Raw genomic sequence first — 25908 nt, forward strand, 5'->3', positions numbered from 1 at the left:
TTAAGATTTTAAGACTGTAAGATTTCAATAAAGTCAATCTTATGGTCTTGCAATCTTACGATCTTATAATCTTATTAAACATTAACTACGGTTCCTATATTTTCTCCGTTACAAATTTTCAATAAATTTCCTCTTTTATTCATATCAAAAACAAGAATCGGCAATTTGTTTTCTTGGCTCAAGGTGAATGCTGTTGTGTCCATTACATTCAAGCCTTTTTTAAGTACATCTTCAAATGAAATAAAATCAAATTTGGTGGCTGTAGAATCTTTTTCAGGATCGGAAGTATAAATGCCATCGACACGGGTTCCTTTCAAAATCACATCGGCATGAATCTCAACGCCACGCAAAACGGCAGCAGTATCAGTCGTGAAATAAGGGTTTCCGGTTCCGGCGCCAAAGATTACAATCCGTCCTTTTTCCAAATGACGCACTGCTCTTCTTTTGATGTAAGGTTCGGCAATCGCTTCAATTTTCAAAGCGGTTTGCAAACGCGTTAACATGCCTTTGTCTTCGAGAGCACCTTGCAAAGCCATGCCGTTGATAACCGTTGCGAGCATTCCCATGTAATCACCTTGAACGCGATCCATACCATTGCTGGCACCGGCAACTCCTCTAAAAATATTCCCGCCTCCAATCACAATAGCAATCTGAACGCCCTGATCATGGATTTGTTTGATTTCGTCTGCATATTCGGACAAACGTGCCGGATCAATTCCGTATTGTCGGTCGCCCATCAATGCTTCACCGCTTAATTTTAGAAGAATTCTTTTGTACTTCATTACTTTGTTTATTGAGTTGTGCAAATATAGTTATATTCTTTTTTCGTGAAATAGTCTTTTTGAAAAATATACTTGTGAGTTTTATTGCATATAATTTTTTTTCACCACATAGAAACATAGCATTAATGATATTAGAAAAGCAACTTTGTTGGATATAGATTTAACTATGTTGGAAAGAATTTCCTTTAAGATGTTATTTTATTACTTTTTCTATGTTTCTATGTGGTAGAATTTTTAAGTTATTAAAAGTGTAACAGGAAATGATAATTCTCATACTGATTAGATACTTTTAATAGTAACTTTGTAATGCCAAAATCTTACATCATGAAAGTTGCCGTCGCCCAAGCATTATTGAACAGTCATTCCTACGCAAAATACCGAACTATTGTTTCTGAATTATTGGCTCAAGGTAAGGTTTCGGGCCATCAACAATCGGAGGATTTGATTCATTATACTGAACTCAACGAAGCCAGAATGAATCGACTCGATAAGAAAATGGTGATTGCTGAAGACAACATTCAAAAATTATTGCAACTCAAAAAGCAATATACTTGGTTGGTTTTGTCTGAAGGTTGGTGTGGCGATGCTGCACAATTATTGCCGATTATGAATAAAATGGCTGCTTTCTCGCAACATATCGATTTGAAAATTGTCTTTCGCGATGAACATGAATTGCTGATGAATCAGTTTCTGACCAACGGAAATAAAGCCATTCCAAAACTGATTGTTCTCGATAACACTACAGAAAAAGTTCTGGGAAATTGGGGCGCTCGACCAAAAGGAGCAACCCAATTAATCAAAAGCTACAAACAACAATACGGAGTCATTGATGAAACCGCTAAAAAGGAATTGCAGTTATGGTACTTGCACGACAAAGGCATCAGCACCCAAAATGAAATCGTTGAACTTATGTTGCACTGCGAGCAATTGAATCTTCAAATAAAGTAACATCCATAGCATCTTTTACATCATAATCGCCGATTTTTGTTCTGCGCAAAACCGTTAGATGGGCACCTGAATTCAATGCTTTTCCAAAATCAAAAGCTAGTGAACGAATGTAGGTTCCTTTACTGCAAACTACCCGAAAATCAATTTCAGGAAGCGCAATTCGCGTAATTTCAAATTCATGAATGGTCGTTTTTCTCGAAGCGATTTCTACCGTTTCTCCGGCTCGTGCATGCTCATACAAACGAACACCTTCTTTTTTAATTGCGGAAAATATTGGTGGTTTCTGATCGATTTCGCCAAGGAATTGCTCGATGGTTTCGTGAATTAAATCTTCAGTAATGTGTGAAGTCGGGAAAGTATGGTCGATTTGAGTTTCCAAATCATAGGATGGCGTTGTCGCTCCAACATAAAAAGTGCCTGTATATTCTTTCGCTTGCCCTTGAAGTTCCGTAATTCTTTTGGTGAATTTTCCCGTGCAAACCAACAATAATCCCGTCGCTAAAGGATCTAGCGTTCCGGCATGTCCGATTTTGATTTTCTTTAGTCCGAGTTTGCTTTTCAAAACCCATTTCATTTTATTGACCGCTTGAAAGGATGTCCATTGCAAAGGTTTGTCAATCAATAAGATTTGTCCGTTTTGAAAATCTTCGCCAGTCATTATATTACAGACAAAGGATGAATGAAAAAGTGAATCACCAACAAAGCAATTCCAACTACAATACGATAGTAACCAAACACTTTAAATCCGTGTTTGCTCAAATAACCAATAAAAGTTTTGATGGCTAAAAGCGCTACAATAAAAGCAACTACATTACCAATAATCAGAAAATTAATCTGATCGTGCGTCAATACAAATCCGTCTTTATAATAGTCGTAACATTTTTTAACTGTCGCGCCCAACATCGTCGGAACCGCCAAAAAGAACGAGAATTCCGCTGCCGCAGTTCGTGAAAGTTTCTGTGACATACCGCCGACAATACTTGCGCCGCTTCTTGAAACGCCAGGAATCATTGCCAAACATTGAAACAAACCGATTTTCAAACCTTTCATATACGTGATTTCGATATTCTCTGAATTGCCGAACCAATCGTCAACTTTCAATAAAAGAATACCGCCCAACAACAACGAAACCGCTACCGTTACAGGGTTTTCCAATAAAGCATCAATTTTTTTGCTGAATAACAATCCCAAAACAACTGCCGGAATAAAGGCAACTAATAGTTTAAAGTAAAATTCCAAAGTCTGGAAAAACCGTTTGAAATATAAAACCACAACCGACAATATCGCGCCGAGCTGAATCACAATCGTAAAGAGTTTGGTGAATTCCTCATGCTCAATCCCAAAAAAGGAGCTCGCAATAATCATGTGGCCGGTTGAAGAAACGGGTAGAAATTCTGTGATGCCTTCGATGATGGCGAGTATGAGTGCTTGTAGTGTATTCATTTCTTAGATTTTAAGACTATAAGATTTTAAGACTATAAGACTATAAGATTTTAAGACCAGAATTCGATAAACGAATCTTACAATCTTATAGTCTTGCAATCTAATTAGCTTTCTTAGGGTTTTTAAGTATCGAATATATCGTAATCCCAAACCCAATCAAAACCATAGTCGGAGCCAAACGAATTCTTCTGAAATCGAAAACAGATTCATTAAAAACTTTCGGATTATCACTTCCGCCACCAGACATCAATATAAATCCCAAAGCAATCACTGCAATTCCAATCAATAGCACTTTATAATTAATCTTATCAAAAAGGAATTCCTGTTTTTCGTGTTCCTGTTCTTTCATGAGTATATATTTTTAGGATGCGGCTTCATCTAATAATCCAACGATCCAATAGTCTAAAAATCTAAATTAATACAAATCGTCCGTTCTTAAATTCAAAAATCGCTGCGTCGCAAAGAATGTACTAATCCACGATAACAAAATCCCCAACGCCAAAACGCCAATGAGCACCATGCCAATGAGCACCTGATCATCCATAATACCCAAGCCCGGGAAATTCGTATTGATGTAAAACAACGTACCAATCAAAGCCAATACCGCCAATACCGCTGCAATAAATCCCAATCGAATGCTCTGCCAAATAAACGGTTTTCTAATAAACGATTTGGTCGCGCCCACCATTTGCATGGTCTTAATAATAAAGCGGTTTGAGTAAATAGAAAGTCGCATTGAACTGTTGATCAACAAAACCGCCACAAGCGCCAAAATACCGCTGATGATCAAAATCCACATGCTTACTTTTTTGATATTATCGTTGACCAAATTCACCAATTGCTTGTCATAAACCACATCCGAAACCATGTCATTGGCACGAAATCGACTCTCAATTTTTCTGATATTTTCCGCATCAATATAATCCGCTTTCAAATGAATATCAAAAGAATTCAACAACGGATTGGCGCCCAAAAAAGTCATAAAATCCTCGCCAATCACATCCGTGTGCTGTTTCGCTGCTTGTTCTTTCGTCATATAATCACTCGATTTGACAAATTTCGCCACTTTCAATTCCTGCGCAAAAGCAGACGTCACACTGTCGGTCGCTTCACTTTTAAAGAAAACGGTCATCACAATTTCTTCCTTAAAATCGTCAGACAATTTCTTAGAATTGATTACAAAAAAACCTAAAATACCCAGAAGAAAAAGCACCAGAAACATACTCAGTACCACCGAAAAATAAGAAGAAATCAGTCGGCGCTTTTGAAATTTTTCGAAAGAAGAACTCATAAATGTTGTTATTATGGCGTAAAAATAATAAAGAATTTCTTTAATCACAGTTTATAACGCCCAAAGTTTTGTCTTTCGCACAATAAACGTAAATTTGCTTCCGGTTTACTGCGTCAGTTCGCTGTCGCTCGGGTTTAGGAGCAGTATATTTGTTTTTCCCAAGAACCGCAGTCCCGCTTTCCGTTCCAATCTTTTGCGCCGAACCCCGGCACAAAAGGATAACCACTGCAAACACGCAGTGTTCACCGAACTCCAAATCAAATAAGAGTCAGGTGAGGTAATCGGGGCTAATTTTTGAGCGTACTTTGCTACCAACAACGCAGCAGCGCCTCAACAAAAACGAACAATAAAACAAACATAGCGTTCCCGTTAACGCATACAAAACTCAGCATCTCAGTCACTCAGCGACTCAGCAACTAAAAAAATGAAATACAATCCAAACCAAATCGAAGCCAAATGGCAAAAACATTGGGCAAAAGAACAAACTTTCGCCGCAAGTAACCATTCTGACAAGCCTAAATATTACGTACTTGATATGTTTCCTTATCCGTCCGGAGCAGGCTTGCATGTTGGGCATCCATTAGGCTACATCGCTTCCGATATCTATGCACGTTTCAAACGCCACCAAGGATTCAACGTACTGCATCCGCAAGGCTACGACAGTTTCGGATTGCCGGCAGAACAATACGCGATTCAAACCGGGCAACATCCTGATAAAACAACGAAAGAAAATATAGCACGTTACCGCGAACAACTTGACAAAATCGGATTTTCATTCGATTGGAGTAGAGAAGTGCGCACATCAGACAAAGATTACTACAAACACACCCAATGGATTTTCATCCAATTGTTTAATTCTTGGTACTGCAAAAATTCTGATAAAGCGTTCGATATCACTGAACTCATAAAAGTATTCGAGTCAGAAGGCAACGAGATGGTAGAAGCGATTTGCGATGACAACGTAACCATTTTCACCGCAGCGCAATGGAATGCGCTTTCATCCGAAGAACAACAAAGAATATTACTGCAATATCGCTTAACGTATCTCGCTGAAACTGAAGTCAATTGGTGTCCAGCACTCGGAACCGTTCTCGCCAACGATGAAATTGTCAACGGTGTTTCCGAACGTGGCGGTCACCCGGTCATCCGAAAAAAAATGACACAATGGAGCATGCGCATTTCGGCTTACGCTGAGCGTTTGCTGCAAGGTCTAGACACTATCGATTGGAGCGAAAGCATCAAAGAAAGCCAACGCAACTGGATCGGGAAATCGGTCGGAGCAATGATTACCTTTAACGTCCAACCAAACTACGTCATTGCGAGCGAAGCGAAGCAAACTCTACAAGCTATAGAAGTATTTACTACAAGACCCGACACCATTTTCGGAGTAACCTTCATGACCTTAGCACCCGAACATGAATTGGTTTCAAAAATCACAACGCCCGAACAAAAAGCCACTGTTGAAGCCTACATCGAAAAAACCGCCAAACGTTCCGAACGCGAAAGAATGGCCGATGTAAAAACCATTTCTGGAGTTTTCACAGGAGCATATGCCGAACATTCATTCACCAAAGAACCGATTCCGGTTTGGATTGGCGATTATGTTCTCGCAGGATACGGAACTGGAGCTGTCATGGCTGTTCCTTGTGGCGATGAGCGCGATTATGCGTTTGCGAATTTCTTCAAAGGACAAAACGGAATGCCAGCCATCAAAAATATTTTCGCCAATGCCGATATTTCAGAAGAAGCTTTTGCTTCAAAAGACAATGTTGAGATTGCAAATTCGGATTTCCTAAACGGATTGAATTATAAAGAAGCGACGAAGAAAGTTATCGCCGAACTCGAAAAAATAAACCAAGGCAAAGGCAAAACCAATTATCGTTTGCGCGATGCTGTATTTTCCCGCCAAAGATATTGGGGTGAGCCGTTCCCGGTATATTACGTCAATGGTTTACCACAAATGATTGATGCGCAATATTTACCAATCGTATTGCCTGAAGTCGAGAAATACTTGCCAACCGAAGACGGGCAACCACCACTAGGCAACGCCACGGATTGGGCTTGGGACACGAATTCTAACAAAGTCGTTTCTAACGACCTGATCGATAACAAAACGATTTTTTCTTTAGAACTCAACACGATGCCGGGCTGGGCGGGAAGTTCATGGTATTGGATGCGTTATATGGATGCACATAATCCGAATGAATTCGCAAGCAAAAAAGCACTCGATTATTGGCAGAATGTAGATTTATACATTGGCGGAAGCGAACACGCAACAGGACATTTGTTGTACTCGCGATTCTGGAACAAGTTTTTGAAAGATAAAGGTTTTGCTCCGACGGAAGAACCGTTTAAGAAGTTGATCAATCAGGGAATGATTTTGGGGATGAGTGCTTTTGTGTATCGCATTCAACCGACAATTGGCGGGCCAGGTCCTTTTGATAGCTCTAAATTTAAAATTTTGGTTTCATCGGGAAAAAGAAGCGAAAAGGATTTTTTAACAGAGGAACTGAATAGGATTCTTGAGGAGAAATTTCCAGATGGCGGTTTGTATATAATCAAATTTGATTTTAGCCCACTTCACGTTGATTTGGCTGTCATCAATGATGTGACCAATGAACTCGACATCGAGAAATTCAAAGCACATCCATTATATTCCCACTATGACGATGCTGAATTTATTTTGGAAAACGGCAAATACCTCGTTGGCCGTGAAGTCGAAAAAATGTCCAAATCCAAATACAACGTGGTTAATCCCGATGACATATGCAACGAATACGGTGCCGACACACTACGCCTATACGAAATGTTCCTCGGTCCACTCGAGCAAGCCAAACCATGGAATACAGCAGGAATCACCGGTGTTTTCGGTTTCCTTAAAAAACTTTGGCGTTTGTATTTTGATGACCATGGTTTGATTGTCACGAACAACGAACCATCGAAAGACAGTTTGAAAACGTTGCATAAAACGATTAAGAAAGTAGGCGAGGACATTACGAATTTCTCGTTCAATACGTCGGTGAGTCAGTTTATGATTTGCGTCAATGAATTGTCAGCACAAAATTGTCATGAGCGTGCGATTCTCGAACCATTAGCTATTCTTATTTCGCCTTACGCGCCGCACATCGCAGAAGAATTGTGGAGCCAATTGGGAAATCAAGATTCAATTTCAACAGTTGCTTTTCCTGAATTCGATGCGAAACATTTGGTCGAAAGCAGTAAAGAATATCCGGTGTCATTCAATGGAAAAATGCGTTTCACATTAGAATTACCACTCGATTTAACTGCCGCACAAATTGAAGAAATTGTTATGAAAGACGAACGCACCATCAAACAACTCGAAGGAAGAACGCCTAATAAAGTCATTGTCGTTCCTGGGAAAATAATTAATCTCGTTGGATAAATACTTTGCGCCTCTGCGTCTTTGCGAGAGAAAAAATTAAATCTCGCAAAGACGCAAAGTCGCAAAAAAACATGACAAAATTGCACGAATGTTAACGCAAACCAAATTGGCTTGTAAATTGACAGCGAATTTGTACTTTTAAATTTTAAAACTAAAAATTATGTATTTGATATTAGCAGGTTTATTGATGTTGGTAAGTTGGTTGGTCAGCAACAGGCTTAAGAACAAATTCGAATTGTATTCGAAATTACAATTGCAAAACGGCATGTCGGGAAAAGAAATCGCAGAACGCATGTTGGCCGATCATGGCATTACGGATGTTCAGGTGATTTCCGTTGAAGGGCAATTAACCGATCATTACAATCCGGCGGACAAAACAGTCAATTTAAGTGAAGCCGTATACAACCAAAGAAATGCCGCCGCTGCAGCCGTTGCCGCTCACGAATGTGGTCATGCTGTGCAGCATGCCACCGCATATAGTTGGCTCGAAATGCGTTCGAAATTGGTTCCTGTGGTTAGTGTAGCGTCAAGTTACATCCAGTGGGTTTTGATTGCTGGTATTTTGATGATGCGCACGTTTCCACAATTGTTATTGGTGGGTATTGTGCTTTTTGCTGCGACTACTTTGTTTTCGCTGATTACACTTCCGGTAGAATATGATGCAAGCAATCGTGCTTTAGCTTGGCTCGAAAACAAACAAATGCTCACACAAGAAGAGCAATCCGGAGCCAAAGATGCTTTGAAATGGGCCGCCAGAACTTACGTCGTAGCAGCGATTGGTTCGGTAGCTACATTGATGTATTACGTGATGATTTACATGAACAGAAGGTGATCGACACCATTAAGATAATAAAAATCTGCAATGAAAATTGCGGATTTTTTTGTTTAACCAATATGGAAATTATGCATTTATTTTCCAAAATCACGAAACACTTTTTTTGACGTTAATGGTAATTTTAACGGCACAACATGTTGATAAAAAACTTTAAAAAAGATGGAGTCGAAAATACAAAAAAACGCAACAATTAGAAATTTGGATTCATTAGCTAAACTGATGGATTCCCAATTTAAAATTCCCGGAACTCAAATTAAATTCGGTTTGGATGCTTTGATTGGTCTTATTCCGGGTGTTGGAGATTTTGCAGGGTTTTTAGTTTCTGGCTACATGATTGCTGTTTTGGCAAGCAATGGTGCGAGCGGATTTGTGATTGCTAGAATTTCATTCAATATTGTGATTGATGCACTTATTGGGTCGATACCGATTCTTGGGGATATTTTTGACGTGGCCTTTAAAGCTAATGAGCGAAACATGAAACTTATTCATGAACATTATTTGGATGGCCGACATCAAGGTGGTGCATGGAAAGTCGTCGTGCCAGTTTTGATTTTGCTTTTTCTCTTGATTGGTACTATAGCATGGATTGCCTACAGTATTTTACTATGGTTACTTCATTCGATTTTCTAAAGCAACTATAATTGAATCTGTCGGTTGATTTGCTGATCCAAAGAAATGAAAGTTTCCGTTCTCGAAACACCTTCAATGGCTTGGATTTTGGTGTTGAGCAATTGCATTAAATGTTCGTTGTCGCGACAAATGATTTTAATGAGTATCGACCAGTTTCCTGTAGTATAATGGCATTCTAAAACTTCCGGAACTTTTTTTAATTCTCTTACGGCTTCTGAATTCTTTGCGGCTTTGTCGAGATAAACGCCTACAAAAGCCATCGTGCTGTAGCCTAAAACTTTGGTATTGACAATAAATTTCGAACCTGAAATAACTCCGGCTTGCTCCAATTTTCTGAGACGTTGGTGAATGGCCGCGCCAGAAATTCCGATTTTATTGGCGATTTGGAGAATGGGCTTTCGGGCATCTTCCATGAGGTCGCGCAGGATTTCTTTGTCGATGCCGTCGATTTCTATTTGAAGGGAATTGATTTTCATTTGGTTTTAAATTGTAACAGAATGTTGTGTTTTTGATTGTATTTAAAAAGCAAATATAGGAATAAAACAAAAGGTTGTATTGGTGCACCGTCATTGCGAGCGCAGCGAAGCAATCTGCTCAACTTAAGACAGGTTGCTTCGCTTCGCTCGCAATGACGTTCGTATTTTAGAACCCCGCAGTCCTAGCCCCGATAGTAGCGATATCCTTTTGTGCCGGCGTTCGGCACAAAAGATTTAGCAGATAGCGGGAAACAGCTCCTAATACTAAAGCTTAATATGATCCGGATTGTAACCCACATAACGCATTTCAGTTTCTTTGAAATGGATTCCGAAAGTTTCGAGTTCATTTAAAATCGGTAAATAAACTTCCTTGTTGATTGGCAGTTGTACGCCAGGCGTTTTGATGTTGCCGTTGAGGATTTGTAAGGTCGCCATGGCTACGGGTAAACCCACAGTTTTTGCCATCGCAGTATAGGTTTGGTCGTCGCCGATACAGACCATTTTCGAATCGATTTGTTTTTCTACGCCGTTGATTTCGTAACCGAATTTGTGGTACATCACAATCATGTCTTTGTCGTGTTCTTCGAGTGTCCAACTGTCGGTCAGGATTTTTTCGAGGATTTGCGCTGGAGAAGCATCTTTGAGTCCAACGATTTTGTTTTTGTTGAATAAGTCGAGTTCAAGGAGTTTGTCCCACATGATATCGTCTTGTTCGATGCCGAGTTGCAAACGCAATTTAATTTCAACAGAATCTGTCGGATGAAACGGTAAAAACAAATTGACAAATTCGCGGTAACTAATGTTTTCTGAATTGTCGATTTTATAGCTGTCGTCGGTCATACCGAGTTGCACGAACATATTCCAAGCTTTGGAGAAACCTACACGACGAATGGTGCCGCGGTATAAAGTCAGCGCGTCATCGAGTCCGTAAACAGAACGGTATTTTAAAGAATCGCGGTTAGCGTAACCTTCAAATCTTCCGTAACCTTCAACTTCGAGAAACTCGGTGCGGCGGAATAATTTGTGGTATGGAATGTATTTGTAAGTGCCTTCTTGAATGAATTTCGCTGCGCCACCTTGGCCGGCCAACACGACATTTCTCGGTGCCCAAGTGAATTTGTAATTCCACAAATTGTTGTCGGATTCCGGAGCTACGAGTCCACCGCAGAACGATTCGAACAAAATTACTTTGCCGCCTTGGTCGCGGATTTCGTCGATAATTTTCATGGCGCTCATGTGGTCGATTCCTGGATCGAGTCCGATTTCATTCATGAAAATAAGGTTGTTGGCTTTGGCAGCGGCGTCGAGTTCTTGCATAGCATCACTGACATAAGAAGCGGTAACCATGTGTTTTTTATAAGTGATGCAATCTTTGGCAACTTCGATGTGCATGTGTGCCGGAAGCATCGAGATGACGATATCGGCTTTTTGTATTTCAATATGGCGTTGGCTTTCGTTGAAAATATCGAACGCAATGGCCGTAGCATTTTTATGATTGTTGGTTTTGCGCTGTGCGAGTTCGAGCGATAAATCGCCAATGGTCAGATGCAAATTCTCGGCATCCGATTTTTGTAATAGATATTGAATTAAGGAAGAAGCCGAGCGTCCGGCGCCGATAATTAGAATATTTCTCATGTTTTTTTGCAAATAGTTTCCAAAGGTATGAATTTGTTGATATAAAAAAAGCCCACAAAATGTGAGCTTAAAAGGTAACACGGATTTCACGGATTTAATCCGTATCAATTCGTAAAATCCGTCTTCAATACTATTCCAATCCTTCCAAATCTTTTAAATCTTCTTGTTTGGATTCGATTTTATGTTGTTCAAATTGAACATCTTGTTCCACTTCATCGGGAATCATGCTTCTTACGATTACCACTAGTAAAGTCAATCCCGCGACAATCAACAACCATTTCGGAACGGCTTTATCATTAGCTTCGGATTTGTAATACGCCAAACCACCAAAAATCAAAGACAATCCTACAGGTAAAACACCCAATGTTCCCATCGGTAAAATTGCGAATACAATGCCCAGCAATGCAAATAAAAAGGCTAAAACAATCAATACTTTTCTCATAATTATAATCCGGTTGCGTTAGTTAATGTTAATTGACCTGTTCCTACAGGAATGCTAAACTGAATCAAAGCAGGCACTTTCGCCGCATCAGCAGTCAGGTAAATAATGTTTTTATCGGTTCCTTTAAGCTTGTTGATTTTGGCGCCAATCGAAACTTTGTAACAGGTTTTTGTTCCCAAATTTCCGGCTTTCACCGTTTCTTTACCCATATATTTTGCGGAAACACTCATTTCCTTTTCATCGAAAACTACGGTAAATGATTTAATTTGCCCTGGTTTCATTGTGCTAAAATCGATGTTACGCAATAAATAAATCGTAGAAACAATATCATTCGTATTCGCACCAATCTGAAAAGCCTTTTTAGATTCGGGCATGTTTTTTCTCTTGAGCGTACTTTCAATTGTATTGCCTTTGAAAATATATTTTTCCTTTTTGGTAAAAGTGCCTTCAAGAATATCTCTTTTATACAAACTTGGTTTGAGCGTAGTCGGATTCACATACGATTCATAACTGTCGCGAATCTTAAAAAAAGTATCCCATTTGCTGTAAGTTGTCGCCTCACAATTCAAATGCAGTAAAGTACTTTTAGACGTTTTTACAGTTTCGGTTTCCATAATAACCTGCGCAAGTTGCGTCATCAATCCACTCATATTATACGAAGCAGCATACACAAATTTCTCACCCGATTTGACCGCCTTATTGGTTTGCGCACTGGCGATACTAGCCAATAAAACCGATGTGATAAAAAATAATTTTCTCATATTATTTGTAGTTTTAAAATGCAAATGTAATATTTTTTTGTTAGGAGCTTCATCCCGTTTTCCGCTAAATCTTTTCCCTGCTAAAGAAGCAGGAAAAAGGATACCGCTGCAACCGGGGCTAAAAAAACCTAAATTTCTTTGACGTTTCCTTTATAACAGATAATTTTACAGCTTAGTATAACGATATCAAAAATGGACAGAAAGATAATTACGACCGCAACTTTTTTAGGAATGACCGCCATCATCTTAGGCGCTTTTGGAGCACATGCCTTGAAGAAAGTTTTAAATCTCGAACAACTCAACACATTCGAAACCGGCGTAAAATACCAAATGTACCACGCATTGTTTTTGATGTTTGTCGGGCTGTCAGAAAGTATTGCCGAAAAAACTAAGAAGATGATTTTCTATTTCATTACGACGGGCGTGTTGCTTTTTTCAGGTTCAATTTACTTGCTTGCGACTCAGAATGTAACGACTATCAATTTTAAACCCATAGGATTCGTAACACCCATTGGCGGATTGTTATTAATCGTCGGCTGGTTATGGCTTTTCATCGATTTTTATAAGAAAAAACGATAATATTTTGATAATATAAATCTACATAAAATATTATTTTTACTTTTGTCCTTTATTTAAAACACAATACAAACTCATTTCTATGGATAATTACGCTCAAATTACGAAATCGATTTCGTTAGAAAAGTACGGAATCAAAAATGCAGCAGAAGTTATTTACAATCCTTCGTTTGATTTTTTATACCATGAAGAATTAAAACCATCCTTGCAAGGTTTCGAAAGAGGACAATTAACAGAATTAGGAGCCGTAAACGTAATGACCGGAGACTTCACCGGACGTTCGCCAAAAGACAAATACATTGTAAAAGACAGCATCACCGAAAACACCATTTGGTGGAATTCAGACAAAGCCGTCAATGATAACAAACCCATTTCACAAGACACTTGGAACGCATTAAAAGAAACCACGGTCAACCAACTTTCAGGAAAAAGACTATTCGTAGTAGATGCTTTTTGCGGTGCCAATGAAAATACAAGACTCAAAGTTCGCTTCATCATGGAAGTGGCGTGGCAAGCGCATTTCGTAAAGAATATGTTCATTCGCCCAACGGAAGAAGAATTAGAAAATTTTGGTGAACCCGATTTCATCGTAATGAACGGTTCTAAAACCAGTTTCAAAGATTACGCAGCACATGGTTTGAATTCTGAAGTATATGTTGCGTTCAACCTAACCGAAAAAATCCAATTGATTGGTGGTACATGGTATGGTGGCGAAATGAAGAAAGGGTTGTTCTCAATGATGAACTACTATTTGCCACTCAAAGGAATTGCCTCAATGCACTGCTCGGCAAACAAAGGGAAAGATGGCGATGTTGCCGTTTTCTTCGGATTGTCAGGAACAGGAAAAACTACTTTATCAACCGATCCGAAAAGAGAATTGATTGGTGACGACGAACACGGTTGGGACAATGATGGTGTTTTCAATTTTGAAGGCGGTTGTTATGCCAAAACCATCGACTTAAGCAAAGAAAACGAACCCGATATTTTCGAAGCCATCAAAAGAGATGCATTATTAGAAAACGTAACCGTTGACGCCAATGGTAAAATCGATTTTAAAGATGGTTCGGTAACGCAAAACACGCGTGTTTCATATCCAATCAATCACATTCACAATATTGTAAAACCGGTTTCTAAAGCGGGTCATGCTACGAAAGTAATCTTCTTAACTGCTGATGCTTTTGGAGTAATGCCGCCAGTTTCTAAACTCACACCGGAACAAACCAAATACTATTTCCTTTCAGGTTTTACAGCTAAATTAGCAGGAACAGAAAGAGGCGTAACAGAACCACAGCCGACTTTTTCAGCTTGTTTCGGAAAAGCGTTTTTATCATTACACCCAACGCAATACGGACAAGAACTCGTAAAAAAAATGGAACAACACCAAGCCAAAGCTTATATGGTCAACACCGGTTGGAACGGAACAGGAAAACGAATTTCAATTAAAGATACACGCGCCATCATCGATGCGATTTTAGACGGTTCGATTGAAAAAGCCGAAACTAAAATGATTCCTACTTTCAATTTTGAAGTACCAACAGCACTTCCCGATGTAGATTCTAATATTTTAGATCCGAGAAATACTTATGCTGAAGCTTCAGAATGGAATACCAAAGCGGAAGATTTAGCAGCAAGATTCATCAAAAACTTCGCACAATATACAGACAATTCCGAAGGACAAAATTTAGTGAAAGCTGGGCCAAAATTGTAAAAGATTCTAAGCCAAACGATTATAATCATCGATTTTTGAAGTTGAATAACTATTTAATTTCAAAAATCGATGATTTTTTATATAAAAACTCTTCACAACGAAAACGTTTTCTGATTCAATATTCAGAATTTCAGACCTCAAAACCTAAGAATACAACCATTTTTTTGGATACTTTCTACCATATTCTCAAATCGTATTTTTGGTTATGGTTTCTTGCGATGAATTTATTTACTTTGCCCCATAATTCTAAAAATGAAATAGTTATGTCAGTTAAGAAACAATTTATAAAAACGAAACCGGTTTGCAAAGTAACTTTTACAGTAGAGGCTAAAGAAGCAAACACAGCAGCAGTAGTTGGAGATTTCAACAACTGGAACTCAAAAGAAGGCGAATTAAGCAAACTTAAAAACGGAACTTTCAAAGGTGTTTTTGAAGTAAACAAAGATGCTTCTTACGAATTTAAATATGTAATTGATGGTGCTTTCGTAAACGAAGTAGAAGCAGATTCATACATCTGGAACGAATTTGCAGGTGCAGAAAACAGCGTATTGGAAGTATAATTTTTACTTTACAAATAACATTAGTCGTCCATTTCGGGCGACTTTTTTATTTTATATCATCCCCACAAAGCTCAAATCGCTTCCGCTTTCCAATTCTTCGGGCATTTGGTTTTGTCTAAACAATCGAGCCGATAAATTTCCTTTGAGTAGTATCTTTTCTCCTCTGACGTCGAGCCAACTTCCTTCACGCAATCCCAAAACAGGAACCGTATTGAATGCATGAAATTCCTTGATTCGAGTTTCGCGCGTTTCACCCATGTGTTTCGATTGCGAATCCGGATCTAAATAATGTGGATTTAAATTAAAAGGAATCAACCCCAAAGTATCAAAACTCGGCGGATAAATAATCGGCATATCATTCGTCGTTTGCATCGTCAAACCTGTAATATTACTGCCGGCGCTGCAACCAAGGTATGGCGTCCCATTTTTTATTGTATTGGATAAAACGGTCATTAAGTGGTTTTTATACAACTGAAAAACCAATAAAAAGGTATTGCCACCACCGGTAAAAATACCTTCAGCGTTTTCTATGGCTTCTTTTGGATTTTCAAATTCATGAATGCCCCGAACCTTAATGTCAATTTTTGCAAAAGCCGTCGATACTTTTTCGGTATATTGATCATGCGAGATGCCACTTGGTCTGGCATACGGAATGAATAATAAGGTTTTGCAATTTTTAAAATGCACTGCCAATTCCGGCAAAATATAGTCTAAATAGCCGCCGCCATGCAGCGTTGAAGTACTCGCGATAATAAGGTTTTTCATAGAAAATTACTCTAATTTGGGTTAAAGATAAAAAACCTTTCGCGACATTTTGCAGCGGATTTCTTTTTTAAATTAACATAGTGTTATCATAGTTTTGGCAATGATGTAGTATTTTTATTTTTTAAATACTATTGCAATCACAACCCATGAAAACCAACATCGTCATACTGATTTTCTTTCTTCTAAGCCAGTTGGGCTTTGCTCAATCATCTAGGAAAATGATTCGTGGACAAGTGGTAAATGATTCCATTAAAGTAGAAAATGTGATTGTTTTTAATACCAATGCGAGAACAGGAACCATCACCAAATTTGAAGGTGCTTTTGAAATTTCTGCGAGAGAAAATGACACTTTGGTTTTTTCGAGTTTGTTATTCAAATCGAAAAAAGTAGTCATTACAAAAGAAGATATTGAAAATGAGGTAATCATCGTTCCTTTGAAAGTCTTTCCTAACCAATTAAGAGAAGTGCTGGTAGAAAGGAACAAAACCAAAACTCCGAAAATAAACTCACAAGCTGAAGTTGATAAAAAGTATTTTGACGACAAACAATCTTCTCCAAAAAACACGGTGATGCCTAATTATAATGCCATCGAAAACGGTGTCGATTTTGTTCGATTGTATAAAGATGTGTTGAAATTATTGCGCAAGAAAAACCCAAACAAAAAAGATTTTACTTCCAATATCAATTTCACCGAAGTGGTCATGCAAAAGATCCATTACTCGTTTTTCACAAACAGTCTGAAACTTCGTGACGATGAGATTAAACTTTTTCTGGTGTTTTGTGAAAATGACGCCAAAGCCCAATCGATTGCTAAGTCAAGCACCAATTTCGAATTGATGGATTTCTTGGTGGGGCAAAACAACGAGTTCAAGAAAATTACCGCTCTTGAAAAGTAATCCTTCAACGAAGTAATCGCCAGTGCCAACAAAAAAACTACATACTTTATTTTTACTACTGTTGGCGCAAGTTATTTCAGCTCAAACAACAAACGAAAAATTATTGATTGGAAAAATCATTTCAAATGATGTAGCCGTCGAGAAAGTCAATATATTAAATGCCACAACCGGAAAGGCGACTGTTTCCAATGAACTCGGAATATTCAACATCCCCGTAAAAATAGGCGACGCGCTTGTGTTTTCTGCAGTTAATTTAGAAACCAAACGCAGGATTATTCTGGAAGAAGATTTATCTCAAGAGCGAGTTCTGATTAAAATGAGTGAAAGAATAACGCCGTTGGAAGAAGTAAAAGTCAATCAAAACCCAAATATCAATGCCGAAAATCTTGGCATCATTCCTTACGGGCAAAAAAAATATTCGCCTGCCGAACGGCGAGTTCATGAAGCGACAACCGGAAGCGGAATCGTTCCTTTAAATCCAATATTGAATGCCATTTCTGGACGAACTACAATGCTGAAAAAGGAAGTTCAAGTAGAAAAAAAAGAAAGATTGTTGCTACAACTTGATGGCTGGTTTGAAGAAGATTATTATGTCAATACTTTAAAAATTCCGGCGGATTACATCAAAGGGTTTCATTATTTTTTAATTGAAGATACTGATTTCGTTCGCGCATTGAAAGCCAAAAACAAAACCTTAACGCAGTTTCTGATTAAAGGATTGGCTTTAAAATATAAGGATTCTCTATTAGTTGAACAGAAATAAGTATTTTTGAGCCATGAAAAAAACATTGATTTTAGGAATGATTTTGTTTGTGACGCTGACGGCTTTTGCGGTGCATAAATTCTACATTTCGATTTATCAAATCAATTATGTGGCACCAAAGAAACGCGTTGAAATTACGACTCGAATTTTTATAGATGATTTGAATAAAGCCCTTCAATTGAAGTACACTAAAACCACACACATTGGTGAACCAACAGAAACGCCCGAAGATGTTGCGTTCATGAACCAATACCTTGCAGAACATTTTACAATCAAAATCAACGGAACTAAAAAACCGTTTGTTTTTGTAAGTAAAGAACTTGAAAATAATGTCGTCATCGGTTATTATAAAATTAACGATATTGCTAAAGTTACGTCGCTCGACATTAAAAACACCAGTTTAATGGATATGTTTTCCGACCAACAGAATGTCATTCAAACCACATGCAACGGAAAAAAGCAAAGCCTTTTGTTGACCAATGAAAACACGAGCGGCGTGTTAAAATAAGTTCGTTTGTATAACAAATTGCAAAAAACAATTACTTTTAACTCAGAAAATTACCGCTTCTTTAAAAATTTATTTCATGAAAAAAAATACTGCAATTTGGCTGTTGTTACTGATTATTTTACCAAAAATCAACGCTCAGGAAACTCCAAAAGTAAAGGAAAAAGGACATCTTGATGAAAACAAATTCAGACAGATGTATGATTTGTTGGCCACTCCAAATAGCTACCGAACTGCTTCGGGTGCACCTGGTCCGGACTATTATCAGCAGCAAGCAGATTATAAAATTGATGTTGAACTCGATGATAAAAACACCAAACTCTACGGTACAGAAACCATCTCTTATACTAATAATGCCAAAGAATCATTAGACTATTTGTGGATTCAACTCGATCAGAATATTGCAGCCAAAACTTCCAAAACACCATTGATTGAAAATTCAAAAATAGATCCGTCCATCAGTGCGGCCGGATTTTCAAGAAAATACCTCGAAGACAAATTCGATGGTGGTTTTAAAATCGATTATGTAAAAGACAGCAAAGGCAATCCAATTCCTTACGCGATTAATGAAACGATGATGCGTGTCAATTTAGCGAAACCATTGGCACACGGACAAAAAATCGCTTTGAATATCAAATGGAATTACACCATCAACAACTATATGATTGATGGCGGTCGTTCAGGTTACGAGCATTTCAAAGACGGTAATAATCTCTATGTATTGGCGCAGTTCTACCCAAGAATGGCGGTGTATAATGATGTTGAAGGCTGGCAGAATATGCAATTCTGGGGCAGTGGCGAATTTGCCTTGACGTTTGGAAATTTTGAAGTTAATATTACTGTTCCTGCCGATCATATTATGGAAGCGACAGGTGTATTGCAAAACAGAGCAGAAGTTTTTACACCAGAACAATTGAAAAGATACAACCAAGCAGAAAATTCCTTCGACAAACCGGTCGTGATTGTTACCCAAGCGGAAGCAATGGTGGCTGAAAAAGGATTTTCTACTCAGAAAAAAACATGGAAATTCAAAGCGGAAAATGTGCGTGATTTTGGAATTTCGACATCAAGAAAATTCATACTCGACGCGATGGCTGTGCAGTTTGGTAGCAAGAAAGTCATGGCGGTTTCGTTGTATCCGAAAGAAGGCAATCCTTTGTGGGAGACTTATTCTACACGAGCTGTGGCGCATACTTTGAAAAGTTATTCGAGTTATACTTTTGATTTTCCTTATCCAAAAGCAGTTTCAGTAAATGCTCAAGACCAAGGCATGGAATACCCAATGATTTGTTGGAATTTTGGTCGGCCACAAGAAGACGGAACCTATACAGATCGTGTAAAGTATGGCATGTTGGGCGTAGTTATTCACGAAGTGGGGCACAACTTCTTTCCAATGATTGTCAATTCCGACGAGCGCCAATGGACTTGGATGGATGAAGGCTTGAATACATTTATGGAATACCTTGCAGAAATTTCTTTTGACCCAAAATTCCCTGTTGATCGTGGACCAGCCAAAACCATCATTCCTTATATGAGCGGCGATCAATCGAAAATTGAACCGATTATGACGAACTCGGAAAGCATCAAACAATTCGGAAATAATGCTTACGGAAAACCCGCAGCGGCATTGAATATTTTGCGCGAAACGATTATGGGGCACGAGTTATTCGACTATGCTTTTAAAACCTACGCGAACCGTTGGAAATTCAAACACCCAACGCCAGAAGATTTCTTCAGAACGATGGAAGACGCATCGGCAGTCGATTTGGATTGGTTTTTCAGAGGCTGGTTCTACACCACCGATTACAATGATATCGGAATCAAAGAAGTGAAACAATATTTCGTAAGCAACGATGCGCCCAAAGATTTCAAAGCACCTGAAGTTAACAGAAGAAACCGACTCAAAGCTTCCGGACCATTGGTGTACATGATTGACAATGCGAGTACAGATTTCAAACCTGAGCTAAACAAACCACTTGACCTCAAAGCCGTGGCGACTTTAGATGCGTTTATTCAAACAAAATTCACAGAAGAAGAAAGAGCGAAATTAGACAGTCCAAAATATTTTTACCAAGTTACTTTCGACAAGCCAGGCGGATTGGTTATGCCGATTATTGTTGAAATCACTTACGATGACGGCACCACAGAAAACCAAAAGTTCCCGGCACAAATCTGGAGAATGAACGATGCTGAAGTGAGCCGTACTTTTGCTACCAAAAAAGCCATTGCTAAAATTGTCATCGACCCGAAACTTGAAACAGCGGATATCGATACCAACAACAATACATGGCCGAAACAAGAACAAAAATCAAAATTCGACTGATACAAATTATTATCTAATATTTTAAACCACATAGAAACATAGGTTTTAATTAATATAAAAAGAATTGTTATAGAAATTTCATTTTGCATAGGCTATCTAATCTCTAAATAAACAAAGCTGACTTTATTTTTGTTTTCTATGTTTCTATGTGGTTAAAGTATTTTTTAGACTAAAGCCACTAATAATTTATTATAATTTTAGGAAAAAATCTTCTCGTAAACTTTGTAACTTTGCAGCAAAATAAACCATTATGTTCGGAATTGGAGGAGGAGAATTAATTTTCATACTATTTATCGCTTTAATGCTTTTCGGATCAGACAAAATTCCTGAAATTGCACGCACATTGGGCAAAATCATGGCGCAACTCAAAAACGCGACCAACGATATTAAAAGCGAAATTCAAAAAGGAGCAGAAGCCAATGGACTTGATAAAACCTTTCAAGAAATGCACGGCAATTTCACCGGCATCACAGAGAATATCAATTCCGAAATCAATAAAGCCAAAGACAAACTGCTCGCCGATACATCAGTAAAAGATGACGTGACAGCAGAAGTTGAAGATGTTGTCGGACCTATTAAAAGACAAAAATAAATGCTCGAAAAAATTATCGCTTCAGACAAACAGTTGTTCGTTTTCCTCAACGGATTAGGCACTGAAACCTACGATAATTTGTGGCTTTGCATCACCAAACAACTTTATTGGACACCACTTTTTCTACTCGTGTTGTATTTATTGCAAAAAAAATTAAGCTGGAAAAACATAGGTATTATGATGCTTTTCATCGCAGTTTTGATTTTGGTTGGCGACCAAACTGCCAATCTTTTTAAAGATTCCGTACAACGACTTCGCCCATGCAACGATCCTGAAATCAAAGACATTATCCGTATCGTAAAATCGAGCGACACTTTTAGTTTTTTCTCAGGACACGCCACCAATTCAATGGCAACAACGGTTTTTGTATTTATGACTTTCAAAAAATACTACCGCTATGCGTTTTTAGTATTCGTGTTTCCACTGATTTTCGCCTACAGCAGAATTTATCTCGGGCTACATTTCCCGTTAGACATAATCACAGGCTACGTTTTCGGTGCAACTTTCGGATTTTTATTCTACAAAGGGTATCAATATTTACAATCCAAATATTTTCCAGAAGTTTAATTAGGAGCTGTTTCCTGCTCTACGCTAAATTTTTTGCGCCGAACAACGGCACAAAAAGATACCGCTGCGATCAGGGCTAGAGCATTCGGAAATATTGAACATTTTATTTCAAATAAAATATACTTGAGAATTTATTGACTTTGCGTCTCTGCGTCTTTGCGAGCCATATTCTTTTTCTATCGCAAAGACGCGAAGGCGCAAAAAAAGTTATGAATTTTTAAAGCACCCGACTCACGGTCAAACCATCGCGAATAGGAAGCAAAACGGTTTCTACGCGAGGGTCATTTTTGAGTAATTCATTATATTCGAGAAGTACTTTCGTGCTGATATCATTTGCCTGCAAAGGTTCCAAAACTTTTCCGCTCCAAAGCACATTGTCAGAAAGTATGATGCCACCGCGATTCATTTTCGGTAAGATTAATTCATAATAGTGGAGGTAATTTTCTTTATCAGCATCAATAAAAACCAAATCGAATTTGATATTCAAAGTCGGAATCACATCGATGGCTTCCCCCAAATGCTGGACAATCTGTTTTCCCCATGGCGAACGATCAAAGTACTTGCGCTGAAAATCAATCAATTCTTCTTTAATGTCAATCGTATGCAACGAACCGTTTTCTTGCATGCCTTCACACAAACACAACGCAGCATAACCGGTATAAGTTCCGATTTCGAGAATATTCACCGGGCGAATCAACTTCGATAACATGCTTAATACACGACCTTGAAAATGACCGCTAAGCATTCTTGGCAATAAAATTTTTTGATAGGTTTCCTTATTCAAAGCTGCCAACAATTCAGGTTCTTTTTCAGAATGTTGTTCGATATAATCTTCGAGTTCTTGGGATATGAAGTGCATTTTATAAAATTTCCTCAAAGTTATCAAAATATCAAATAAGCGAATAACCAAATTACACTAAATTTGCGCCATGCAAATCGACAAAAAAGATATTCGAGCTTTATCCAAAGACCAACTGCGTGACTTTTTTGTGTCGCAAGGCGATCAGTCGTTTCGCGGCAACCAAGTCTACGAATGGCTATGGAGCAAAGGCGCGCACAGTTTTGAAGACATGACCAATATTTCTAAAGCTACTCGAACGATGCTCGAAGAAAATTTTGTCATCAACCACATCAAAGTTGATCAGATGCAACGCAGCGAAGACGGCACAGTAAAAAATGCAGTTCGTTTGCATGACGGATTGGTGGTCGAATCAGTATTAATTCCAACCAATACGAGAACAACCGCTTGCGTTTCGAGTCAAGTGGGTTGCAGTTTGGATTGTAATTTTTGCGCAACGGCTCGACTCAAAAGAATGCGCAATCTTGAACCTGCAGAAATCTACGATCAAGTGATTGCGATTGATAAAGAAAGCAGATTATACTACAATCATCCATTATCGAATATTGTTTTTATGGGCATGGGCGAACCGCTGATGAATTACAACAATGTCATCAAAGCCATCGATATGATTACGTCGGAAGAAGGTTTGGGTATGTCGCCTAAGCGCATTACGGTTTCTACTTCAGGAGTACCTAAAATGATTAAAAAACTTGCTGATGATGAAGTCAAATTCAAACTCGCAGTTTCGTTGCATTCTGCTATTGATGAAATTCGCTCTCGAATTATGCCGTTTAGCACCAACTTTCCATTGGCAGATTTACGGGAATCATTAGAATATTGGTATCAAAAAACCAAAAGCAAAATCACTTACGAATATGTTGTTTGGAAAGACATCAACGACAACAAAGCTTCAATTGATGCGTTGGTTAAATTCTGCAAGTACGTTCCTTGTAAAGTTAATTTGATTGAATACAACCCAATCGATGATGGCGAATTCCAACAAGCTTCAGAAGAATCGATTAATGCTTACATCAAAGCACTAGAATCAAACGGAATTGTCGCTAAAGTCAGAAGAAGTCGCGGTAAAGATATTGATGCCGCTTGCGGGCAATTGGCCAATAAAGAAGCATAAAAAAACGCCTCAAATACTGAGACGTTTTTTATTAAGTAAGATGGACGATTTTAATTACCGCCAAGAATAATATTATAAGAATTTCCATTGATTGTGAATACTGCGAGATTATCACATTCTCCATTGCCATAATCTAAAGTGGCTGTATTTCCGTTTCTTAAAAAAGTAATCACACCTTGAACTAATAACGGTTTGTTTTGATTTACACAACTCATTTTTACTAACAAAGGTGTTGTAATTGTGCTGGTTTGTACCGTTGTATTTGGGAAAGTAGTTGTCCAATTTCCTGTAACTTGGTATATATTGTCAGCAAAATAATTTGGTGTATTCATTCCGGCAATAATTTCTCTGGTTCTGGTTCCAACTCTTGTGAAAACTCTTGAGTCAGGAAAGGTTGCGGTCATGTCCATAACCATCGTTACAATCGGATGACTGGTTTCGCCGCCGCTCATGGTTCTAGTGAAGGTTTTGTTACCGGTAAATTTAATCGCATTGTGATAGAAATTATCGAATTGATAATTGATGGTGTGTGAAGTTGCTTCTGGTTGATAGGTAAAAGTAATGATGATTTTTCCCTTTAAAACATTTCCGTTTGCCATCGGGCAACCTTCAGTTCCAAAATCAACGGTTTTAGTAACTTCGGTTCCCGGCGTTAAAGTAATTCCAAAATCTGGATTTCTTGTAACAGTGGCGCAAGAAGGTAAATTAATAAGAACTGCGCCTGCAGAAGATCTTCCTGCCTCATTGCTTGCTGTAGCATCGTATTGCCCTTCTACGATATCCGATACATCATCATTGGCAACATCAATTTTCGAATTTACTTTGGCTTCATCGGATGAAAAAGCTTGTGAGCTATCTTTATTGTCATCTTTGCTACAACCAATCGATAGGATAGATAAAACTAATCCCAGAAATAAAATCTTTGTTTTCATAATATTAATTTTTTAAGTTTCCGTTAAGACTTTTAGGGTTCAAGATGGTTTAATTTAAAACTTGAAAATTACGAAATTATTACTTTTGTAACTCTAAACTTAATAAGTATCTTTGGAAAAGTAATGAACATCACTTCACAAATAAAACGTCCGATTCTGGTTGAAATGGAGCTTTTCGAGAAAAAGTTCTATGAATCGATGACTTCCAAAGTAGCACTTCTTAATCGAATCACTTATTATATTGTTAATAGAAAAGGAAAACAAATGCGACCGATGTTTGTTTTTCTGACGGCCAAAATGCTTCACAACGGAACCGTAAACGAACGCACTTATCGTGGTGCTTCAGTTATAGAATTGATCCACACCGCAACACTCGTGCATGATGATGTTGTTGATGACAGCAACAGAAGACGCGGTTTTTTCTCGATCAATGCGCTTTGGAAAAATAAAATTGCCGTTTTGGTTGGCGATTATTTATTGTCGAAAGGATTGTTGCTTTCGATTGACAATGGCGATTTTGATTTACTTAAAATTATTTCAGTGGCCGTAAGAGAAATGAGTGAAGGCGAATTGTTACAAATAGAAAAAGCACGTCGACTTGATATAGTGGAAGATATTTATTACGAAATCATCCGCAAGAAAACAGCTACTTTAATTGCCTCGTGTTGTGCATTGGGTGCGAAATCTGTAATTGATGATGAAGTGCAAGTTGAAAATATGCGCAAGTTTGGGGAACTTATCGGCATGGCTTTTCAAATCAAAGACGATTTATTCGATTATACTGAAGATGCGATTGGCAAACCAACCGGAATCGACATCAAAGAACAAAAAATGACTTTGCCATTGATTTACGTTTTGAACCATTGTACACCTAAAGAAAAATCATGGTTAATCAATTCCATCAAAAACCATAATAAGGATAAGAAGCGTGTGAAAGAAGTCATTGCTTTCGTAAAAAGCAACAATGGACTTCAATACGCCGAGCAAAAAATGCTTGAATTTCAACAAGAAGCACTACAATTGTTGCAAATATATCCTGATTCTGAATACAAAGATGCCCTAATCTTGATGGTGAATTATGTAATTGAAAGAAAAATTTAAT

General features: G+C 38.2%; 27 protein-coding genes. 15 read left to right on the forward strand and 12 right to left on the reverse strand.

Features of this window, described 5'->3' with window-relative positions:
• Window positions 1-74: 74 nt before the first annotated feature.
• Entirely contained in the window at window positions 75-782 is a 708-nt protein-coding gene (gene pyrH / locus RMO03_RS09580) for a UMP kinase (protein ID WP_309641880.1), read from the reverse strand.
• A gap of 324 nt (window positions 783-1106) precedes the next feature.
• Here pyrH and RMO03_RS09585 point away from each other — a divergent pair, with 324 nt between their 5' ends.
• Window positions 1107-1730: a thioredoxin family protein gene (locus RMO03_RS09585; protein ID WP_309641881.1), complete on the forward strand. Its 624-nt coding sequence runs from the start codon at window positions 1107-1109 to the stop codon at window positions 1728-1730.
• Here RMO03_RS09585 and truB read toward each other — a convergent pair.
• The 4 genes from truB to RMO03_RS09605 all read right to left on the reverse strand — a co-directional run bounded on the left by truB (window position 1690) and on the right by RMO03_RS09605 (window position 4464).
• Window positions 1690-2388, reverse strand: coding sequence for a tRNA pseudouridine(55) synthase TruB (gene truB, locus RMO03_RS09590; protein WP_309641882.1), 699 nt, complete (start codon window positions 2386-2388; stop codon window positions 1690-1692). The genes RMO03_RS09585 and truB overlap by 41 nt on opposite strands.
• Window positions 2388-3173: an undecaprenyl-diphosphate phosphatase gene (locus RMO03_RS09595; RefSeq protein ID WP_309641883.1), complete on the reverse strand. Its 786-nt coding sequence runs from the start codon at window positions 3171-3173 to the stop codon at window positions 2388-2390. Before RMO03_RS09595 ends, truB begins: the two co-directional genes overlap by 1 nt.
• A 100-nt stretch (window positions 3174-3273) precedes the next feature.
• Window positions 3274-3522: a DUF3098 domain-containing protein gene (locus RMO03_RS09600; RefSeq protein WP_309641884.1), complete on the reverse strand. Its 249-nt coding sequence runs from the start codon at window positions 3520-3522 to the stop codon at window positions 3274-3276.
• 66 nt (window positions 3523-3588) lie between these two features.
• Window positions 3589-4464 (reverse strand): permease-like cell division protein FtsX, encoded by an 876-nt coding sequence (locus RMO03_RS09605; protein WP_309641885.1) that lies wholly within the window; start codon window positions 4462-4464, stop codon window positions 3589-3591.
• Window positions 4465-4888: 424 nt separating this feature from the next.
• Here RMO03_RS09605 and RMO03_RS09610 point away from each other — a divergent pair, with 424 nt between their 5' ends.
• From RMO03_RS09610 to RMO03_RS09620, 3 genes are all read left to right on the forward strand, one after another.
• Window positions 4889-7867 carry a class I tRNA ligase family protein gene (locus RMO03_RS09610; RefSeq protein WP_309641886.1) on the forward strand — a complete coding sequence of 993 codons (2979 nt, stop codon included), beginning with the start codon at window positions 4889-4891 and terminating at the stop codon, window positions 7865-7867.
• A 160-nt stretch (window positions 7868-8027) separates the two neighbouring features.
• The gene (locus tag RMO03_RS09615) at window positions 8028-8699 is read left to right on the forward strand and encodes a zinc metallopeptidase (RefSeq protein ID WP_309641887.1); all 672 of its coding nucleotides are present in this window, start codon (window positions 8028-8030) and stop codon (window positions 8697-8699) included.
• A 162-nt stretch (window positions 8700-8861) separates the two neighbouring features.
• On the forward strand, window positions 8862-9332 hold the full coding sequence (locus RMO03_RS09620; protein ID WP_309641888.1) for a DUF4112 domain-containing protein: 471 nt from the start codon (window positions 8862-8864) through the stop codon (window positions 9330-9332).
• A gap of 5 nt (window positions 9333-9337) precedes the next feature.
• Here RMO03_RS09620 and RMO03_RS09625 read toward each other — a convergent pair whose 3' ends face one another.
• From RMO03_RS09625 to RMO03_RS09640, 4 genes are all read right to left on the reverse strand, one after another.
• A complete protein-coding gene (locus RMO03_RS09625; protein WP_309641889.1) occupies window positions 9338-9808 on the reverse strand; it encodes an Lrp/AsnC ligand binding domain-containing protein in 471 nt (156 codons plus the stop codon).
• 264 nt (window positions 9809-10072) lie between these two features.
• Window positions 10073-11443 carry a saccharopine dehydrogenase C-terminal domain-containing protein gene (locus RMO03_RS09630; RefSeq protein WP_309641890.1) on the reverse strand — a complete coding sequence of 457 codons (1371 nt, stop codon included), beginning with the start codon at window positions 11441-11443 and terminating at the stop codon, window positions 10073-10075.
• A 130-nt stretch (window positions 11444-11573) separates the two neighbouring features.
• Complete coding sequence (locus RMO03_RS09635; RefSeq protein ID WP_309641891.1) at window positions 11574-11885, reverse strand: hypothetical protein; 312 nt, start codon at window positions 11883-11885, stop codon at window positions 11574-11576.
• A gap of 2 nt (window positions 11886-11887) precedes the next feature.
• Window positions 11888-12646 carry a DUF3108 domain-containing protein gene (locus RMO03_RS09640; protein WP_309641892.1) on the reverse strand — a complete coding sequence of 253 codons (759 nt, stop codon included), beginning with the start codon at window positions 12644-12646 and terminating at the stop codon, window positions 11888-11890.
• 192 nt (window positions 12647-12838) lie between these two features.
• Here RMO03_RS09640 and RMO03_RS09645 point away from each other — a divergent pair, with 192 nt between their 5' ends.
• The 3 genes from RMO03_RS09645 to RMO03_RS09655 all read left to right on the forward strand — a co-directional run bounded on the left by RMO03_RS09645 (window position 12839) and on the right by RMO03_RS09655 (window position 15490).
• The gene (locus RMO03_RS09645; protein ID WP_309641893.1) at window positions 12839-13225 is read left to right on the forward strand and encodes a DUF423 domain-containing protein; all 387 of its coding nucleotides are present in this window, start codon (window positions 12839-12841) and stop codon (window positions 13223-13225) included.
• Window positions 13226-13304: 79 nt separating this feature from the next.
• Window positions 13305-14930, forward strand: a complete 1626-nt coding sequence (pckA, locus tag RMO03_RS09650; RefSeq protein ID WP_309641894.1) for a phosphoenolpyruvate carboxykinase (ATP) — start codon at window positions 13305-13307, stop codon at window positions 14928-14930.
• Between the two features lie 263 nt (window positions 14931-15193).
• A complete protein-coding gene (locus RMO03_RS09655) occupies window positions 15194-15490 on the forward strand; it encodes an isoamylase early set domain-containing protein (RefSeq protein ID WP_309641895.1) in 297 nt (98 codons plus the stop codon).
• 51 nt (window positions 15491-15541) lie between these two features.
• On the opposite strand, the gene pepE is transcribed toward RMO03_RS09655, so the two are convergent.
• Entirely contained in the window at window positions 15542-16255 is a 714-nt protein-coding gene (pepE, locus tag RMO03_RS09660) for a dipeptidase PepE (protein WP_309641896.1), read from the reverse strand.
• A gap of 146 nt (window positions 16256-16401) precedes the next feature.
• Here pepE and RMO03_RS09665 point away from each other — a divergent pair, with 146 nt between their 5' ends.
• From RMO03_RS09665 to RMO03_RS09690, 6 genes are all read left to right on the forward strand, one after another.
• Window positions 16402-17151, forward strand: coding sequence for a hypothetical protein (locus tag RMO03_RS09665; RefSeq protein WP_309641897.1), 750 nt, complete (start codon window positions 16402-16404; stop codon window positions 17149-17151).
• Between the two features lie 22 nt (window positions 17152-17173).
• Window positions 17174-17914 (forward strand): hypothetical protein, encoded by a 741-nt coding sequence (locus tag RMO03_RS09670; RefSeq protein ID WP_309641898.1) that lies wholly within the window; start codon window positions 17174-17176, stop codon window positions 17912-17914.
• A gap of 13 nt (window positions 17915-17927) precedes the next feature.
• Window positions 17928-18422 (forward strand): DUF6702 family protein, encoded by a 495-nt coding sequence (locus tag RMO03_RS09675; protein ID WP_309641899.1) that lies wholly within the window; start codon window positions 17928-17930, stop codon window positions 18420-18422.
• A gap of 76 nt (window positions 18423-18498) precedes the next feature.
• Entirely contained in the window at window positions 18499-20742 is a 2244-nt protein-coding gene (locus RMO03_RS09680) for a M1 family metallopeptidase (protein ID WP_309641900.1), read from the forward strand.
• 250 nt (window positions 20743-20992) lie between these two features.
• On the forward strand, window positions 20993-21334 hold the full coding sequence (locus RMO03_RS09685) for a twin-arginine translocase TatA/TatE family subunit (RefSeq protein ID WP_309641901.1): 342 nt from the start codon (window positions 20993-20995) through the stop codon (window positions 21332-21334).
• Window positions 21335-21901: a phosphatase PAP2 family protein gene (locus RMO03_RS09690; RefSeq protein WP_309641902.1), complete on the forward strand. Its 567-nt coding sequence runs from the start codon at window positions 21335-21337 to the stop codon at window positions 21899-21901.
• 217 nt (window positions 21902-22118) lie between these two features.
• Here the strand turns inward: RMO03_RS09690 and RMO03_RS09695 are convergent, their stop codons facing one another.
• Window positions 22119-22760: an O-methyltransferase gene (locus tag RMO03_RS09695; protein ID WP_309641903.1), complete on the reverse strand. Its 642-nt coding sequence runs from the start codon at window positions 22758-22760 to the stop codon at window positions 22119-22121.
• 70 nt (window positions 22761-22830) lie between these two features.
• Between RMO03_RS09695 and rlmN the strand changes: the two genes are divergently transcribed.
• The gene (gene rlmN / locus RMO03_RS09700) at window positions 22831-23874 is read left to right on the forward strand and encodes a 23S rRNA (adenine(2503)-C(2))-methyltransferase RlmN (protein WP_309641904.1); all 1044 of its coding nucleotides are present in this window, start codon (window positions 22831-22833) and stop codon (window positions 23872-23874) included.
• 50 nt (window positions 23875-23924) lie between these two features.
• Here the strand turns inward: rlmN and RMO03_RS09705 are convergent, their stop codons facing one another.
• The gene (locus tag RMO03_RS09705) at window positions 23925-24806 is read right to left on the reverse strand and encodes a hypothetical protein (RefSeq protein WP_309641905.1); all 882 of its coding nucleotides are present in this window, start codon (window positions 24804-24806) and stop codon (window positions 23925-23927) included.
• A gap of 123 nt (window positions 24807-24929) precedes the next feature.
• Here RMO03_RS09705 and RMO03_RS09710 point away from each other — a divergent pair, with 123 nt between their 5' ends.
• Window positions 24930-25907 carry a polyprenyl synthetase family protein gene (locus tag RMO03_RS09710; protein WP_309641906.1) on the forward strand — a complete coding sequence of 326 codons (978 nt, stop codon included), beginning with the start codon at window positions 24930-24932 and terminating at the stop codon, window positions 25905-25907.
• Window position 25908: the final 1 nt, after the last annotated feature.

It is taken from the genome of Flavobacterium sp. (assembly GCF_031411595.1).
Classification (GTDB): domain Bacteria; phylum Bacteroidota; class Bacteroidia; order Flavobacteriales; family Flavobacteriaceae; genus Flavobacterium.

What these genes read in the sequence shown, in the direction of transcription:
- pyrH (WP_309641880.1), bottom strand. Translation starts at nt 782, where the DNA reads ATGAAGTACAAAAGAATTCTTCTAAAATTAAGCGGTGAAGCATTGATG.
- RMO03_RS09585 (WP_309641881.1), top strand. Translation starts at nt 1,107, where the DNA reads ATGAAAGTTGCCGTCGCCCAAGCATTATTGAACAGTCATTCCTACGCA.
- truB (WP_309641882.1), bottom strand. Translation starts at nt 2,388, where the DNA reads ATGACTGGCGAAGATTTTCAAAACGGACAAATCTTATTGATTGACAAA.
- RMO03_RS09595 (WP_309641883.1), bottom strand. Translation starts at nt 3,173, where the DNA reads ATGAATACACTACAAGCACTCATACTCGCCATCATCGAAGGCATCACA.
- RMO03_RS09600 (WP_309641884.1), bottom strand. Translation starts at nt 3,522, where the DNA reads ATGAAAGAACAGGAACACGAAAAACAGGAATTCCTTTTTGATAAGATT.
- RMO03_RS09605 (WP_309641885.1), bottom strand. Translation starts at nt 4,464, where the DNA reads ATGAGTTCTTCTTTCGAAAAATTTCAAAAGCGCCGACTGATTTCTTCT.
- RMO03_RS09610 (WP_309641886.1), top strand. Translation starts at nt 4,889, where the DNA reads ATGAAATACAATCCAAACCAAATCGAAGCCAAATGGCAAAAACATTGG.
- RMO03_RS09615 (WP_309641887.1), top strand. Translation starts at nt 8,028, where the DNA reads ATGTATTTGATATTAGCAGGTTTATTGATGTTGGTAAGTTGGTTGGTC.
- RMO03_RS09620 (WP_309641888.1), top strand. Translation starts at nt 8,862, where the DNA reads ATGGAGTCGAAAATACAAAAAAACGCAACAATTAGAAATTTGGATTCA.
- RMO03_RS09625 (WP_309641889.1), bottom strand. Translation starts at nt 9,808, where the DNA reads ATGAAAATCAATTCCCTTCAAATAGAAATCGACGGCATCGACAAAGAA.
- RMO03_RS09630 (WP_309641890.1), bottom strand. Translation starts at nt 11,443, where the DNA reads ATGAGAAATATTCTAATTATCGGCGCCGGACGCTCGGCTTCTTCCTTA.
- RMO03_RS09635 (WP_309641891.1), bottom strand. Translation starts at nt 11,885, where the DNA reads ATGAGAAAAGTATTGATTGTTTTAGCCTTTTTATTTGCATTGCTGGGC.
- RMO03_RS09640 (WP_309641892.1), bottom strand. Translation starts at nt 12,646, where the DNA reads ATGAGAAAATTATTTTTTATCACATCGGTTTTATTGGCTAGTATCGCC.
- RMO03_RS09645 (WP_309641893.1), top strand. Translation starts at nt 12,839, where the DNA reads ATGGACAGAAAGATAATTACGACCGCAACTTTTTTAGGAATGACCGCC.
- pckA (WP_309641894.1), top strand. Translation starts at nt 13,305, where the DNA reads ATGGATAATTACGCTCAAATTACGAAATCGATTTCGTTAGAAAAGTAC.
- RMO03_RS09655 (WP_309641895.1), top strand. Translation starts at nt 15,194, where the DNA reads ATGTCAGTTAAGAAACAATTTATAAAAACGAAACCGGTTTGCAAAGTA.
- pepE (WP_309641896.1), bottom strand. Translation starts at nt 16,255, where the DNA reads ATGAAAAACCTTATTATCGCGAGTACTTCAACGCTGCATGGCGGCGGC.
- RMO03_RS09665 (WP_309641897.1), top strand. Translation starts at nt 16,402, where the DNA reads ATGAAAACCAACATCGTCATACTGATTTTCTTTCTTCTAAGCCAGTTG.
- RMO03_RS09675 (WP_309641899.1), top strand. Translation starts at nt 17,928, where the DNA reads ATGAAAAAAACATTGATTTTAGGAATGATTTTGTTTGTGACGCTGACG.
- RMO03_RS09680 (WP_309641900.1), top strand. Translation starts at nt 18,499, where the DNA reads ATGAAAAAAAATACTGCAATTTGGCTGTTGTTACTGATTATTTTACCA.
- RMO03_RS09685 (WP_309641901.1), top strand. Translation starts at nt 20,993, where the DNA reads ATGTTCGGAATTGGAGGAGGAGAATTAATTTTCATACTATTTATCGCT.
- RMO03_RS09690 (WP_309641902.1), top strand. Translation starts at nt 21,335, where the DNA reads ATGCTCGAAAAAATTATCGCTTCAGACAAACAGTTGTTCGTTTTCCTC.
- RMO03_RS09695 (WP_309641903.1), bottom strand. Translation starts at nt 22,760, where the DNA reads ATGCACTTCATATCCCAAGAACTCGAAGATTATATCGAACAACATTCT.
- rlmN (WP_309641904.1), top strand. Translation starts at nt 22,831, where the DNA reads ATGCAAATCGACAAAAAAGATATTCGAGCTTTATCCAAAGACCAACTG.
- RMO03_RS09705 (WP_309641905.1), bottom strand. Translation starts at nt 24,806, where the DNA reads ATGAAAACAAAGATTTTATTTCTGGGATTAGTTTTATCTATCCTATCG.
- RMO03_RS09710 (WP_309641906.1), top strand. Translation starts at nt 24,930, where the DNA reads ATGAACATCACTTCACAAATAAAACGTCCGATTCTGGTTGAAATGGAG.